General features: G+C 42.4%; 18 protein-coding genes. 9 read left to right on the top strand and 9 right to left on the bottom strand.

Annotated features, from left to right (window positions below; all coding sequences use genetic code 11):
- Nucleotides 1–62 precede the first annotated feature (62 nt).
- The 5 genes from QR42_RS17080 (at nt 63) to QR42_RS17060 (ending at nt 4,691) form a co-directional block, all read left to right on the top strand.
- Nucleotides 63–458 carry an SMI1/KNR4 family protein gene (locus tag QR42_RS17080; protein WP_052196537.1) on the top strand — a complete coding sequence of 132 codons (396 nt, stop codon included), beginning with the start codon at nt 63–65 and terminating at the stop codon, nt 456–458.
- 240 nt (nt 459–698) lie between these two features.
- Entirely contained in the window at nt 699–1,544 is an 846-nt protein-coding gene (locus QR42_RS17075; RefSeq protein ID WP_039182234.1) for an octanoyl-[GcvH]:protein N-octanoyltransferase, read from the top strand.
- Between the two features lie 36 nt (nt 1,545–1,580).
- Nucleotides 1,581–2,066, top strand: coding sequence for a tetratricopeptide repeat protein (locus tag QR42_RS17070; protein ID WP_039182225.1), 486 nt, complete (start codon nt 1,581–1,583; stop codon nt 2,064–2,066).
- Between the two features lie 118 nt (nt 2,067–2,184).
- Nucleotides 2,185–4,461, top strand: a complete 2,277-nt coding sequence (locus QR42_RS17065; RefSeq protein WP_039182224.1) for a glycosyltransferase — start codon at nt 2,185–2,187, stop codon at nt 4,459–4,461.
- Complete coding sequence (locus tag QR42_RS17060) at nt 4,458–4,691, top strand: DUF5970 family protein (protein ID WP_024426379.1); 234 nt, start codon at nt 4,458–4,460, stop codon at nt 4,689–4,691. Before QR42_RS17065 ends, QR42_RS17060 begins: the two co-directional genes overlap by 4 nt.
- Before the next feature lie 33 nt (nt 4,692–4,724).
- Here the strand turns inward: QR42_RS17060 and QR42_RS17055 are convergent, their stop codons facing one another.
- Nucleotides 4,725–5,534: an RsfA family transcriptional regulator gene (locus tag QR42_RS17055; protein WP_024423774.1), complete on the bottom strand. Its 810-nt coding sequence runs from the start codon at nt 5,532–5,534 to the stop codon at nt 4,725–4,727.
- Nucleotides 5,535–5,776: 242 nt separating this feature from the next.
- On the opposite strand from QR42_RS17055, the gene QR42_RS17050 reads away from it, so the two are divergent.
- The 3 genes from QR42_RS17050 to QR42_RS17040 all read left to right on the top strand — a co-directional run bounded on the left by QR42_RS17050 (nt 5,777) and on the right by QR42_RS17040 (nt 8,001).
- Complete coding sequence (locus QR42_RS17050) at nt 5,777–5,998, top strand: YuzB family protein (protein WP_003215259.1); 222 nt, start codon at nt 5,777–5,779, stop codon at nt 5,996–5,998.
- A 170-nt stretch (nt 5,999–6,168) separates the two neighbouring features.
- Nucleotides 6,169–7,470 carry an HD domain-containing protein gene (locus tag QR42_RS17045; RefSeq protein ID WP_007497716.1) on the top strand — a complete coding sequence of 434 codons (1,302 nt, stop codon included), beginning with the start codon at nt 6,169–6,171 and terminating at the stop codon, nt 7,468–7,470.
- A gap of 30 nt (nt 7,471–7,500) precedes the next feature.
- Nucleotides 7,501–8,001, top strand: a complete 501-nt coding sequence (locus QR42_RS17040; RefSeq protein WP_024426378.1) for a YwgA family protein — start codon at nt 7,501–7,503, stop codon at nt 7,999–8,001.
- Nucleotides 8,002–8,093: 92 nt separating this feature from the next.
- On the opposite strand, the gene QR42_RS17035 is transcribed toward QR42_RS17040, so the two are convergent.
- Genes QR42_RS17035 through ssuE form a run of 8 tightly spaced genes read right to left on the bottom strand, consistent with a single transcriptional unit; the run spans nt 8,094 to nt 13,600 of the window.
- Complete coding sequence (locus QR42_RS17035) at nt 8,094–8,837, bottom strand: amino acid ABC transporter ATP-binding protein (protein ID WP_039182218.1); 744 nt, start codon at nt 8,835–8,837, stop codon at nt 8,094–8,096.
- Entirely contained in the window at nt 8,834–9,544 is a 711-nt protein-coding gene (locus tag QR42_RS17030) for an ABC transporter permease subunit (RefSeq protein ID WP_039182216.1), read from the bottom strand. Before QR42_RS17030 ends, QR42_RS17035 begins: the two co-directional genes overlap by 4 nt.
- Before the next feature lie 16 nt (nt 9,545–9,560).
- Complete coding sequence (locus QR42_RS17025; protein WP_024426375.1) at nt 9,561–10,403, bottom strand: transporter substrate-binding domain-containing protein; 843 nt, start codon at nt 10,401–10,403, stop codon at nt 9,561–9,563.
- Between the two features lie 17 nt (nt 10,404–10,420).
- On the bottom strand, nt 10,421–11,182 hold the full coding sequence (locus tag QR42_RS17020) for an amino acid ABC transporter permease (RefSeq protein WP_024426374.1): 762 nt from the start codon (nt 11,180–11,182) through the stop codon (nt 10,421–10,423).
- A 13-nt stretch (nt 11,183–11,195) separates the two neighbouring features.
- Nucleotides 11,196–11,759 carry a GNAT family N-acetyltransferase gene (locus QR42_RS17015; protein ID WP_039182213.1) on the bottom strand — a complete coding sequence of 188 codons (564 nt, stop codon included), beginning with the start codon at nt 11,757–11,759 and terminating at the stop codon, nt 11,196–11,198.
- Nucleotides 11,760–11,785: 26 nt separating this feature from the next.
- Entirely contained in the window at nt 11,786–12,040 is a 255-nt protein-coding gene (locus tag QR42_RS17010; RefSeq protein WP_025093857.1) for a glutaredoxin family protein, read from the bottom strand.
- The gene (locus tag QR42_RS17005; RefSeq protein WP_039182208.1) at nt 12,040–13,065 is read right to left on the bottom strand and encodes an LLM class flavin-dependent oxidoreductase; all 1,026 of its coding nucleotides are present in this window, start codon (nt 13,063–13,065) and stop codon (nt 12,040–12,042) included. The genes QR42_RS17010 and QR42_RS17005 overlap by 1 nt, the downstream gene beginning before the upstream one ends.
- Nucleotides 13,049–13,600, bottom strand: a complete 552-nt coding sequence (ssuE, locus tag QR42_RS17000; protein ID WP_024426370.1) for an NADPH-dependent FMN reductase — start codon at nt 13,598–13,600, stop codon at nt 13,049–13,051. The genes QR42_RS17005 and ssuE overlap by 17 nt, the downstream gene beginning before the upstream one ends.
- A 149-nt stretch (nt 13,601–13,749) precedes the next feature.
- Here ssuE and QR42_RS16995 point away from each other — a divergent pair, with 149 nt between their 5' ends.
- Complete coding sequence (locus QR42_RS16995; protein WP_039182204.1) at nt 13,750–14,640, top strand: LysR family transcriptional regulator; 891 nt, start codon at nt 13,750–13,752, stop codon at nt 14,638–14,640.
- Nucleotides 14,641–14,668 lie beyond the last annotated feature (28 nt).

The raw sequence follows: 14,668 nt of genomic DNA, 5'->3' as shown, positions 1-14,668 counted from the left end.
TTTTAAAGATGTATAAAAGGGTCATGAAAAAATCAGCTACTTAACATAGAGGAGGCTTTAAAATGCTCAATTTACCTCAAATCCCAAATTTGCACGTGAACAAACCAGCAAGTGACATACATATCAAAGAGGCAGAATCCCAGCTAAACATGCAACTGCCCCATGCTTATAAGGAATTGTTGAAACAGACAAATGGATGTTCTGTTGGACGTGACGTTCTACTATACGGAACTGAGGACATAGTGGAACGCAATACAACGCGGGAAGTCCATCATTATGCCAGCAGCTATGTAGCCATTGGCGACGATGGCGGCGGGCGAGTACTTCTCATGCGGCAGGCAGAAGAGGAGAAAAAAGTGTGGATCGTCGATGCTGGTGTGATGGACCCGCAGCATGCGGAATTGGTCGCTGAAGACTTGTTGAGCTGGGTAAATGAGGGCTGTTTCATAGAAGTTTAGTCTATTAAGGAGATGATCGATTTGCCGTGGAATACATTGATCGCTGCATGCCTCGTGGTTGGGGTTCCTGTCGTTTTAATTGCAGCTGTTTATTTCATCTCGAAAAGGAAGAACAAGAAAACAAAATCATCTAATTGAAACGCTCTGTGACGCCAAATGTTATGGAGCTTTTTTGCATTCTCCCTCCATTCCTCCCATGGTATAATAAACACAGTTTATGAACGAGAGGATATGCAGGACATGAAAAATGAACCTATTGAGTTATTGACACAGCCGACATGGCGAATCATAGATCAATCGAGCCTAGGTCTCTATGTAGACCCAAAGCAATCCTTTGCGATGGATGATACGCTTTGCGCGTCGGTGGGGAAGGGCCTCTCACCAGCGACAGCCCGTTCTTGGGTGCATCACAATACGATTGTGCTTGGGATTCAGGATACAAGACTTCCTTTTCTCCAAGATGGTGTAAAGCTGCTTGAGGATGAAGGATATCGTGTGATTGTGCGCAATTCAGGCGGTCTTGCTGTGGTACTGGATGAAGGCGTACTGAATGTGTCTTTAATCTTTGCTGAACAAAAGAAGGGCATTGATATTGACCGCGGGTATGATGCGATGGTGGAATTGATCCGCCGGATGCTGTCGGTGTATGAGGTGGACATTGAAGCTTATGAAATTGTCGGCTCTTACTGTCCAGGCAGCTACGATTTGAGTATCAATGGGAAGAAATTTGCCGGCATTTCTCAGCGTAGATTACGCGGAGGGGTCGCTGTGCAAATCTATTTGTGTGCAGATGGAAGCGGTCGAAAACGAGCTGATTTGATTCGCCGTTTTTATGAGGTGGCCTTAAAGGATAAACGACATGAGGTGAAAGCGGTATTCCCTGATATACAGCCGGATACGATGGCATCCCTATCAGAATTAACTGGAGAACCAATTGACTGTGCGCTTCTCATGCGTCTTTTACTAGAAGAACTCCAAAAGCTGAGCGAACAACTGACAGCTTCAGGACTGACCACTGAGGAACAGCTAGAGTTTGAGAAAAACATGACGCGGATGATTGAGCGGAATGAGAAAGTGTTCTCGTAAACACATCTTTCCATCTTAAAAAATAGGGGTGATGTAATGGAAACGAAACTTCTGAAAGCCATTGAACTTCGAGAAAGTGGACATCTTCAAGAATCCAATGACATGCTCACCCGTCTTGTAGAAGAGTATCCACATCATGCCCCCATTCACTATCAATGTGCTTGGAGTTATGATGTGTTAGGAAAGGAAAAACAAGCTGTCTTTTTTTATGAAAGGGCCATTGAGTTAGGATTGTCTTCAGAAGAACTAGAAGACGCTTTACTAGGGTTAGGAAGTACATACAGAACTTTAGGAGAATATGAAAAGTCAAAACAGATATTCCTAAAAGGGATGGAAACTTATCCGGACAACAAAGCCATTCAAACGTTCTATGCCATGACTTTGTATAATTTAAAGGAACACAGCAAAGCGATGGAAATATTACTGAACTGTTTAACTGAAACGACAAAAGATCCTGCTATTTTAAGTTATCGAAAAGCGATTGATTTTTATTCAAATCAATTAGATAGGTTATGGAAATAATAGTTGATTTGGCTGCTTGAATAGATTTGGAGGGGCAATGTGATGAAAAAATCCCCTCCTTTGTTATGGAATTTTATATGTGATAGTCATTTATGGCGTAAGAAAGAAGGTAAATTTGTTGTCATTATTCACCACGTATTACCCGCTGTTTATGCTTTGTGTTTTGTCTGTGTTGTATGTGATGTATCGTATTCAGCCGCTGGCCTCTACTGTTAAAAAAATCATCATTGTGCTCTGTGTGTTAACAAATGCTGCCTATATTTGCTGGCGTCTCTTCTTTACACTGCCGCATGAAGGTACATTTAATATGATAATGGGCATCTTGCTTGTTGCCTGTGAATGTATTGGATTTTTACAGCTGCTTGTGTTTTATACACTTGTTTGGAAGCCTTCCAATCGAAAACAAGTCATGATCAGTGATTTGGACAGGCTGCCAACAGTTGATATTTTCATAGCTACATATAATGAACCGATTGAAGTGCTGAAACGCACGGTGGCAGGCTGTTTGAATCTGTCTTATCCAAAAGACAGCGTCCATATTTATTTATGTGATGATGGCAAGAGGGAGTCTGTGGAGCAGCTTGCATCTGAGTTTGGCGTTCATTATCTGACAAGAACAGATAACAAGTTTGCTAAGGCGGGTAATTTAAACCATGCGATGTCTCAAACGAATGGGGAGCTGATTCTCACACTTGATGCTGATATGGTCCCCCTTCCTGCCTTTTTAGAAAAGACAGTGCCTTACTTTCATGATGGAGCGACTGCGTTTGTTCAAGTTCCACAGGCGTTTTATAACGAAGACCCTTTCCAATATAATATGTTCTCGAAAGATCGAATTCCAAATGAACAGGACTTCTTTATGCAAACCCTCCAGGCTGGTAAGGATCGGTTCAATGCGGTGATGTATGTCGGGAGTAATACTGTATTTAGAAGAACGGCCTTAGAGGAAATTGGCGGATTTGCTACTGGAGTGATTACAGAAGACATGGCGACCGGAATGCTTCTCCAAGGGAAGTTCAAATCTGTGTCTGTCGGAGAAGTATTAGCCGTCGGGCTCGCACCTGAAAGCTGGCTTGATTTGTTAAAGCAGAGAGACCGGTGGTCGAGAGGGAACATTCAGTGCGCCCGTAAGTTTAATCCATTGAAGGTGCGCGGCTTAACGCTTATGCAGCGAGTTCTTTATTTAGATGGCATTGTGTATTGGTTTAACGGTTTGTTTAAAATGATTTACATTCTTACACCGATTTTGTTTTTATTGTTTGGTATTCAAAGTTTCTGGGCCGATTTCCAGTCCATTTTTATGTTTTGGCTGCCGGCGTTCTTTAGTTCGTATTTAGCGTTTAAACTGGTGTCGAATCAAAAAAGAAGTATGTTTTGGAGTCATATTTACGAAAGCTCTATGGCATTCCACTTGGCTGGTGTAGCTTTAAGTGAGCTGTTTTTGAAGAAGAGGGTTGAATTCCTTGTCACGCCGAAGGGAATTCAAACGGACAAGAGACATTTTCATTTGAAAACGATGATTCCTCATTTGATCTTCTTGCTGCTCTCATTGCTTGTCCTTGTGAAAATAGGATACGATATGAAGGTAAATGGGACGATGAATGCTGATCTCACGTTGATTAATATTTTTTGGGTGCTTTATAACGGTGCAGGTCTATTTATGGCACTGATTGTGGCGTTTGACCGTCCGCGTTATCGAAAATCAGAGCGGTTTGTCATAGAAAAAGAGGGGCAGCTCTGTTCTGATCGTCAAGAAGAATCGATTGCTTGTTTTCTACTAGACATGAGTGATTCAGGTGCGCGTCTATCCATTCCATTGGATCAAGCTTCTTCTTTAAATCAAGGACAAATGCAATTGTACTTTTCAGAGGATCAAAGTGTGGCGTGTGATGTGGTTTGGAGCCATCCAGATGGAGACAAGCTGATGGTTGGTGTTGCTTTTACTGATACAGAAAAATCAGAGTACCTATCATTGATCCGTTTCTTATTCACACGAGAGCATGTATCGATAACGGATCGTGAGAAAAAATCCTATGCTGTTCGGACATTTCTCCGCTTTATAAGAGAAACGGAGAAAGTACCAAGGGCCTTGCGGCGCAAATGGGTGAGAAGACCGTTGCAAAGCGTGACAGGCACGCTGTCCTATGAGGGCCGGTTAGAAGAGAAGGTGCCGGTGAACATACATGATATTAGTGTATCTGGGTGTAAAATAGAGTCTGAAGAAGTCATTAAATTACATGAGAAAGTGCTGATCACCATTGACACAGAATCTCTGACAGATCAGCCGGCGATTGCAGTCTGGACATCACAAAAACGCGGCCGCACAATGGCCGGACTCAAGTTTGTTCAGCCTGAAATCAAGCAGATAGAAGAAAGAGAGGGAGTGGTTTCTTGAAGTCCAAAAACGGCGGTTACCTCTATTTACTATGGCTTCCTGTCATCATGGGAGCCGGCTACGGTATTTCGCTTTTAGTGCCATTTCTTCAGCCTGTCCTGACACTTGGCATTGCAGGTCTTTATATTTTTATGTTTGGTGATTTTCAGGTAAGGCAGGTCAGGTATATTTTTATGTTTGTGTTTTTGATCAATGTCCTTTTTAGTGTGATGCTATTTTTGGGCATTTAAAAAAGTGCTTCCCGAGGCGGGGAGCACTTTTTGTTATTCTGCCATTTTTTCGAGGTTGCCGTTCCGGTCCATTTTAAAGGTTGGTGCGGCACTATCGTCCTCTTCAAATAAAACTAGTTTTCTTGCACGGTTCATGATTTTGACGAGTGTTTCATAATCTTCTTGAATCGTGAGCTGATCCTTTTCAAGCTTCTTCACTTCAGCTTCTAGCTGCGAGACTTTATGAGAAAGCTCATTGTTTTCTCGTTTTAAGCGGCTGTTTTCCATACGTAAGGCAGTGGATTGCTGACCATCGCCTTCATAACGGCGTAAGAAATCAATGATATCGTCGATGGTTAATTCTTGATGCTGCCTAAATGGATTTGCTTCCGGCTTTTTCTCTGCGGTATTTGGGGCAGGAGCAGCCTGTGACAATAAATGTGATAAACTAGCTAACTCTTCATTGTAGCTTTGATCCACAAACTGAAGCTGTTCAGCCGTTTCAGCTGCTGGTGCAAATGTTTCTTCCTTTGCTGGCTCCAATTCCTGTGAGAATTCCTCTTGAGTCACCGTTTCTTCTACTTGCGGCTGATAAAGTAATCGTTTTTTCGCTGGCTGGCCATTGCCAAGTGCGCGCATCCGTTGTTTTCGCTGTTTTTTGGCAAGTGCCAACGCTTTTTCATATTGATGTCTGACGACAGCGTTCCATCTAAATCCGCATGCCGCTGAGGTGCGGTTCAGCTTGTCTCCAACTTCTTCAAACGCATTTAGCTGCGTGCTGCCCTCTCTGACGTGACGTAAGACGGTTTCTGCCAGGAGGAGATCATTTTCCTCTGACCAAGCATCTTGTCTTTGTTTTGACATGTGTTTAAACCCCCATATGATTTGATGGTATTAGATTAGCCAAGTTCAAGAAGGTTTATACAAGTTTGCTAAAAGGATAGTGGAAAATACTAGCTTTTATGTAAGCGGATGATGGGGGCGGCAAAGCATCTTGCAAGTCCAGGCGCTTCGATGTACAATGTTGGGTGGTATATTATTCACGATTGGCTGTCCAACTGTTTCATATAGAATGAAGTATCATCATTGAAAGGAAGCGTAAGACCATGGCTAATGAGTTTCGCGTATGTGACGATTGTGATGCGACGAACCTAAAGACGTTATTGCCTCGACTCAAATCGGTTGACCCTGATGCAAAAATTGAGATCGGCTGTCAATCCTATTGTGGTCCAGGACGAAAAAAGGCTTTTGCGTTTGTGAACAATCGCCCATTATCCGCACCAACAGAAGATGAATTACTCGAAAAGGTTCAAAAAAAAGTCAAATAAATGTCACTGAATGTGTTCAGTCGACCTAAAAAGAGGTCCGTCCCTGTCAGGTCGGGCTTTTTACGTCCGTGCAATCTTTGAGAACACATTCACCAGCAAATTCAAGGATGTTTTCGGGAAAAGTTACCCGATATAATAGAAACACGTCTTAAAAAAAGAGGGACGAAACGATGGCGTATCCAAAAGGGAAATTATCTGAGGAAAAGGTATTTAAAGATCCTGTACACCGTTATGTTCACGTAAGGGATGCATTAATATGGGATTTAATAGGAACAAGAGAGTTTCAGCGCCTGAGACGAATTAAACAGCTAGGAACTACTTATTTGACGTTTCATGGTGCAGAACATAGCCGATTCAATCATTCACTCGGTGTATACGAGATTGTGAGACGAATTGTGGATGATGTGTTTAAAGGGCGGCCTGAATGGGATGAAGGGGAGCGCGAGCTTGTACTTAGTGCAGCCTTGCTTCATGACCTCGGACATGGTCCATTTTCTCATTCCTTTGAAAAGGTCTTCCACTTAGACCATGAATCGTTTACAAGAGATATTATTTTAGGGCAGACGGAAGTCAATGAAGTGCTCCGCCGGGTGAGTGATGATTTTCCGAAGCATGTGGCTGAAGTCATTGCCAAAACGTATCAAAACAAACAGGTGGTCAGTTTGATCTCAAGTCAAATTGATGCCGACCGAATGGACTACTTGCAGCGTGATGCCTACTATACAGGCGTCAGCTACGGCCACTTTGATATGGAACGTATTTTACGTGTGATGCGCCCGAGAGAAGATCAGATTGTGATGAAGCAGAGCGGGATGCATGCGGTTGAAGATTATATTATGAGCCGCTATCAAATGTACTGGCAAGTCTATTTCCACCCAGTGACACGCAGTGCGGAAGTCATTTTAACGAAAATCCTTCACCGTGCAAAAGAGCTGCATGAAACTGGTTATATTTTCACACATGCCCCCGTTCACTTTTATTCAATCTTTGAGGGGAATGTCACCACAGAGGACTATATTAAGCTGGATGAATCCATTGTTTTATTTTATTTTCAGGCGTGGGAAGATGAAGAAGATCACGTGCTGGCTGATTTGTGCCGCCGTTTTATGAACCGTCGATTGTTCCAATATACAGAGTTTAATCCAAATGAAGAAATGACGAAATATTTCAAGCTGACCGCCTTGTTCAAGGAGGCCGGAATTGATCCTGACTATTATTTAGTGGTCGATTCTTCCTCTGACTTGCCCTATGACTTCTACAGACCAGGCGAGGAAGAAGAGAGGCTGCCAATCCACCTTTTGACGCAAAGCGGTCATATTAAAGAACTGTCGAGACAGTCAGATATTGTTGACGCCATTTCCGGTAAACGAAGAACCGATCATAAACTTTATTTCCCGATGGACTTAATTGTAGATATGTCGGAAAAAGCTGAAGAAAAAAAGGCGATCATGAAGCTGCTTGGTTTGGGATAAGGAAGTACTGAAAAAGGAGATGTCGGGAATTTGTTGAAAGAGCATGCAAAGTTGATGAAGGTATTCTCTGAATCAGGGGAAATCGTTGGTCGGAAGAAGCTGCAAAAGATGATTTACATAGCAAAAAAGCTAGATTTGCCTTTTTACGAGAAATACGATTTTCATTTTTATGGCCCCTATTCAGAGGAGTTGACGCTCAGAATTGAAGAGCTGTGCAACCTTGGATTCTTGGACGAAATGAAGGAAAAAAAGGGCGGATACTATCAATATCGCTATTCGCTGACGGACAATGGGAAAGAGTTTCTCGATCAGTGTGAAGTGGACATGCCTGACCTCAAAGCGCTGACGCAGCAGATGAACGAGCAATCATCCCGTTTCCTAGAGCTTGTCTCAACGATTTTATATTTTGATAACCTGCCAGAAGATGAGGTGAAGGAAAAGGTCTTCACCATTAAAAGCAAGCAGCGCTATACGGACGAAGAATTTGAGGCGGCCCTTGCTTATATTGATCAGTTGAAGGAATTGAACTAATGAGAAGAACCAGTGTGTGATGGCTAATAGCTAGAACAGACTGGTTTTTATTTTGCGCAGAAACAAGCCGACCGCATGGATCGACTTGTATTTTATGAATGGTGATAAGAGAATCTCGCTAAAAATTGTTTTGTACGTTCTTCTTTCGTATGTTCAAAGACTTCTTCCGGCGTACCTGATTCGACAATGACCCCATCCTCCATGAAAATGACCCTGTCGGCAATATCATAGGCAAAGTTCATCTCGTGGGTGACGATGATCATGGTGACACCGGTTTGGGCTACCTGTTTAATGACATCAAGCGTTTCTCCTACAAGTTCGGGATCTAATGCTGAGGTCGGTTCGTCGAACAAAATGACTTCTGGATTCAAAGCCAGTGCCCGTGCAATGCCGACGCGCTGCTGCTGTCCGCCAGATAATTGATGCGGATAGGCATCCTTTTTCTCTAGTAGTCCGACCTTTGTGAGTAATTGGAGAGCTGTGTCATAGGCTTGATCTTTCGGTTGTTTACGGGCAATGACTAAACCTTCCATGATGTTTTCAAGTGCTGTTTTATGAAGAAATAGATCGTATTGCTGAAAGACCATGGCGGTTTTTCTGCGAAGTGCGAGAATGTCTTTAGGCCTTGCTTGATTGAACTTGACGGTCGTGTGATCAATGCTGATTTCTCCTTGATCCGCACGCTCAAGAAAATTCAAGCATCGCAGAAAGGTTGATTTCCCAGAACCGCTCGGACCTAAAATGACAACCACTTCGCCTCTTTCTACCGTTAAATCAATTCCTCTCAGAATCTGGTTTTTACCGAACGCTTTATGCACCTGTTTAATGTCAATCATGCCAATCGTCTCCTTTTGTTTTTGAGTCCATATTTCTCGTATCCGGCTGTAATGGCTTCGATAGAGGCACACAGTGCCCAGTAAATCAGAGCAACGGCGATGTATGCTTCAAGATAACGATAGTTCACATTGGCTTTAATTAAAGCGCCGTTTAAAATATCGACCACAGACACCATAGAAACGAGAGAAGAGGCTTTGATTAAACTGATCAGCATGTTGTTCAAAAGTGGAAGGGCGATGGGAAAGACTTGCGGAATAATGACCCTTCGTAAAACCTGTTTGCTGGTGAAACCAACGGATAGAGCAGCATCGAATTGCCCCTTTGGAATAGATGCAAGAGAGCTTCGAAATATTTCAGATAACCCGCTTACAGCATATAAAGTAAGGGCGAAAATGGCAATCCATCGTCTGTCCAAATCACTGAAACGAATCTGAAGAGAAAGAGATGCAGCCAAACGATCCAGCGAATCAGAAAAAAGAAGATAAGATACGAGCAGAATGAGGACAACAGGAATTGCTTTAAAAATAGCCACAAACCATTTGAACAATGGAGACAATACAGGCACCTGATAAAAACGGATAAGGGCAATACCAAATCCAAAGACAGAGCCAAATAATAGCGGGAGAAAGCCTAATAGCAGCGTGGTTGGCAAATAATGAAGTGCGGCTAAAAAGGCCTGCAGCATAAAGGCAACATCAAAATCCACTCAGATCGCTCCTTTCTTATGATGTAGTAAAGTCTCCGCCCAATATTTTCTTAGACAATTCAGCGAGCTTGCCGTTATCGATCAGTTTTTGTAATGCTTGATCAATGTCTTTTTGAAGTTTTGTATTGTTTTTTTGATATAGATAATATGTTTTAGATACGTTTACAGGCTTTCCAGAGGTGACTAGATTGGCATTGAATTGTTTGTTTAGTTTGTTGACGTCATACTTTGTGAGCAATGCCGCATCGACTGTGCCATTTTGAAGGTTTTTGACGAGAATTTCGTTCCCGCCATCTCCGTAGACAATGTCAATTTTCCGATCATGCTTTTTGTTATATTGCTCTAGAAGATAAGCGAAATTACTTCCTGTAGAGGTGTGCACTTTGTGTCCAGCCAAATCGTCAAGGCTTTGAAAATCATGACCGGATGCTTTATCAACAACGACATAGCTTGTATAATCTGTGTAGCCAACTTTTCCAAATAGATATTTCTTCTGGCGCTCATCGTTGATTTCATATTGATGGGCAGCGAGATCTACTTTACCAGCATCTAAAGCGGGCAGAATATTTTTAAATTCGAAGGATTCATATTTAAACTTATATTGTGGAAGCAGCTGATCCACTTCATCTAATACAGCCTTCTCATAGCCTGTTAGTTGACCGTTTTCATCTAAGTAAACGAAAGGCTGATAAGCGTTCCCTGTGCCAACGATGATTTCTTTCGCATCTGGATCATTATTCGCTGCTTCTGCTTTGACTTCATTCGATTGTTCTGTATTTCCGCAGGCAGCAAGCAGCAATGAGCCAAGTGTAAGCAGACCGATGATGTAATGTTTTTTGAATCGTTTGTTATTTTTCATGTGAAATCCTCCTCGTTTTACTTCGCACGCTTTTCGACAGTGAAGGCCGTTTCAGGTCTTTTTAAGGAAACGAATGTCGTCTGACGCTGTTTTCTCGTTTTCGGTGTATTGATCCGTTTTTCCAATAGATCAAACGCTTTTTCCAGCAGCATACTTAACATAATAAAAATGACGGCAGCAATAAAGTATCCTTCTAATACGCGATAGTATAAAGCCCCTAATGTTTGGACCTTTCCTATAATATCCATCACGCCTAGTGTAAAGGCGAGGGAGGTGTTTTGTAATAAGTTCACAATGGCCACGCCGATATTCGGGAGCGCAATTCTTCCTGCTTGAGGAATGAGCGTTCTTCTATAAATCTGCCATTTCGTCAGCCCAATTGAGGCAGCCGCTTCATATTGAGATGCTGGGACACTTGATAAGGCTGATCGGAATATTTCTGAAAAGTAGGCAGCTGTATTGAGTCCATATGTAATATAAAGAAAGATCAATTTGTTCCACATGGAGATATCAAGGCCAATTGCTGCGAGCACACCTGGCAGACCATAAAAGACAATAAACATTTGAACCAGGATAGGCGTTCCGCGAATAAATGAGACATAGACTGCACTGAGTTGATGCAGAACAGGAATGCGCTCAATTCGAAAATAAGCAAGGATGAATCCAAGAAAGCTGCCAATCAAAGTGGCAAATAAAACAATCAGCAAGGTCGTCGGAAGGGCTGATAATACTTTAGGAAAAAGTGTGACCACATACTCCCATTTGAAAAACTCACCCACGTTGAATCACCTCCTATGTAGAAGTCGTTTCGACTTTTTCTTCTGCGGGTGGTGCCCCTAAAATGGCTGGATCAAAGCGTTCAGGGATAAGCACTTTATACATCAAAACACCTAAATCTCCATTTTCAGCCTCGCGTTCAATATATTTTGTATATCCTTTTCGTTCGTACATCTCTAAAAGCCAAGGGTGTTTCCGGCCAGAAGTGCCTAGTGTATAAGCAGGCGCTTTATATGTCTGCCGGAGCAAGGTGTTTTCTACATAATCGAGCAGCTTATTTCCAATCCCTTGACCGGCTAAATCAGGAGCTGTTGCAAACCACCAGACAAATGGATAGCCTGAGACCGGCTCAGTGCTCTCCCAAGGAAAACGTATGGTGATGGTTGATATGAGCCGTCCGTCTCGTTCTAATACAACGGCAGCGGACTTTGTAATGTTTTCTGTGACCATTTCAAGTGTGGCGTTCGTGGATGGCCAATCGATGCCCATTTCCCCAAGCGGTTTAAATGCACTGGACAGCAATTCTAAAAAAGCTGGCGCATCTTCTTCGGTAGCGATGCGAAAAATATCTCGACTCATGACAAACCTCCATTCAAAATGTAATGTCAGATTAATGCTTTTTTTAAAGTCTCGATATCTGGATTCAGCAATGCTTGATACACGTGGGGATCATGACTGATCTCAACTACAGGTACATAGCGGACACCGTATTTTGCTTCTAAAATGTTTCTGTAATCATCATGTTCTGTGACATCAATCGTTGAAAAAGGGATCTGCTGATCGTTGAAGTAGGATTGAATGTCCTTGCAATAACTGCATCCATTTTTGCTCCATAATATGATTTTTTGATTGTTTGACATTAGACGTTCACCTCTTGATTGATTGGTTTTTGATTTGTTTGTTCTTGATCAAGTGCTTCTTTTAATAAAGTGATAGACGTGATCCTTTCATCAATATTTACGATCGGCGACAGCACGATGAATTCATTGATATCGTATGACTCGGCCAGCTCAGTCAGCCTGTGATGAACGGTTTCTTTTGTGCCAGCGGTATAGCCGGTTTTTTGTACGTGAATGTTGTACTGTTCCTTCTCCGTTTCTTTCACCAGTTTTTCTGCATCCTCTAACGATGTGACATTCAGCTTTCTTCCATCAGAAAAGGAGACCTTTACTGTTTCCTTTTGTTTGATATGTGAGAGTGCTTGCGCAGGATCATCGGCTACAGAAACGGTGATAGCAAGAAGGAATTGCTGGCGGGTGCCCGCTTTCTGATATGTTTGGAAGGTCTCTCTTGCTTCTTTTAATAAGGCTTCATCTCCATTAATAAAAAAGGCAAAGACAAAGGAGATACCAAGTTTTGCTGCAAATTCAGCGCTCTCTATACTTCCCCCTAAAAGGAACATGTCAGGTGATAAACGAGGGATGGGCTGAGCATTCAATTCATTTGTGTGTTCCGTCAGATAAGTTTTGAGATCCACTAATTTTTGAGAAAAATCCTTCCGTGACGCCTGATAATCTTCCTGAAGAGCTTGTGTCGATAGGTTCAGTCCTCCAGGTGCTTTCCCAACACCTAAATCGACTCTTCCAGGCGCTAATGATGCGAGGACGTGAAATGTTTCAGCCACTTTAAACGGGCTGTAATGCTGAAGCATGACACCGCCAGACCCAATTCGTATGTTGTTTGTTTTTGCTAAGAGATAGCCGGCAAGAGCTTCAGGGGAAGAACCTGCTACTTGAGGGTTATTGTGATGTTCAGACACCCAAAACCTGTGATAGCCAAGCTGATCCGCTGCTTCAGCCAATCTGACAGTATGCTGAATGCCCGTCTCTGCGTTCTCGTTTTCACCGACAAGGCTTTGATCAAGAATACTAAGGGTGAACGACATTGGCTGTTCCTCCTATCAGACTTTGATATTGAGATAATGCGAGGTTTAACCTGTTTGTGGCATCTGAATCAAGTAAGTAATCACCTGACTCCTGCTTTGTGACCTGTTGATCCACAACATACACGCCAGATTGCACAACCGTTGCACCAAGTTGATGAATAATCGGTTTAAGAGCATATTCAATGACGAGCAGGTGGCCGTAGGTTCCTCCTAAAACAAACGGAAGGACGGGTTTTCCTTGTAACGCTTTCTGTGGAAGTAAATCTAAAAACGTTTTTAAAATACCGGAAAATGACGCTTTGTAGACAGGCGTTAACACAATGACACCGTCACTCTCATTCACAAGTTCAATGGCTTTGACAACCTCTTCGTTTGAAAAGTCCGCACGTATTAGTGCGCTGCTAGGCAGCTGGTGAACTTGAATGATATGTACATCGATTCCATTGATCGTTAAATGCTGCTGAACATGATGCAAAACACCGGTTAATCGAGATTGGACGGAATGTCCGCCTGCTATAATCGTTACTTTCGTCAATTCGTCTCCTCCATTTCACATAATTCCTTCTAAACAACTTGGAATAGTTGATAATATAAATTATAATAAGGCAAACCAATTGAAAAGTATAATTAGTAATCATAAATACACGATTCAGTTATTTAAAATATAGAGAAAAGAGGGGTTTTATGGAGATTCGTGCGATCCGCACCTTTGCCACCATTGTGAAATATGGGAATTTTTTAAAAGCAGCAGAAGCACTGAATTATTCTCAGCCAACCATTACCTTGCACATCAAGCATTTAGAAGAGGAAATTGGAGAGAAGCTTCTAGAGAGAGGGAAGACCTTAAAGTTAACAGCTTCAGGACAGCTTTTTTATGAAAGAGCCAATTCTTTACTCAATGAATATGAGAAACTGACGAAAACGCTTCAAGATTTAGAAGTGGGCATTGCGGGATTCATTCGCCTCGGTGTTTCTGAGCCTACTGCCAGTTTAGAATTCCCGGCGCTCCTTGCAGAATTCAAGGAAAGGTTTCCGAATGTAGAATTTTCGGTACAAGTAGCAGATGCGAATACCCTGAGTTCCTTGCTTTCGCATGATGAGATTGATTTTGCGATTTGCGGTGCACCAGAAGCTTCGATGGAAAATAGCTATAAGCCGCTTTTTCAAGATGATATTGTCCTGCTGGTTCCGTCCTCCCATCGATTGGCGGAAAAAGATGTCGTAGAGGTAACTGATTTAGAAAATGAGACTATACTATTCACACCTCACAATTGCCCCATCCGTATCCAGATTGAACAACAAATCGTTGATGTCATTGGGACAAATTACAAGAAATTAGAGATTACTAGCAGCATGTCCCATAAACACTATGTTCAGGCGGGCTTAGGAGTATCTCTGTTTACACGAACGGCTCATTCTTTTACACTCCCCGGTACGAAGGTATTAGAAATAAAGGGCATTCAAGTTTCCCCGCCAGTTGGTCTATTGAGGAAAACAAATGATACGCCTGGAAGAGCTGTGCTCCAGTTTATTGATCTCATTGAAAGTCGATTGCACCAGCACCAACCGTCATAAAAAGAGGGGTTAGCCTTTATGCTAGCCC

It is taken from the genome of Bacillus sp. WP8, assembly GCF_000800825.1.
In the GTDB taxonomy this organism is placed as follows: Bacteria; Bacillota; Bacilli; order Bacillales; family Bacillaceae; genus Bacillus; species Bacillus safensis.
This window is presented reverse-complemented; position numbering and strand designations above follow the sequence as displayed.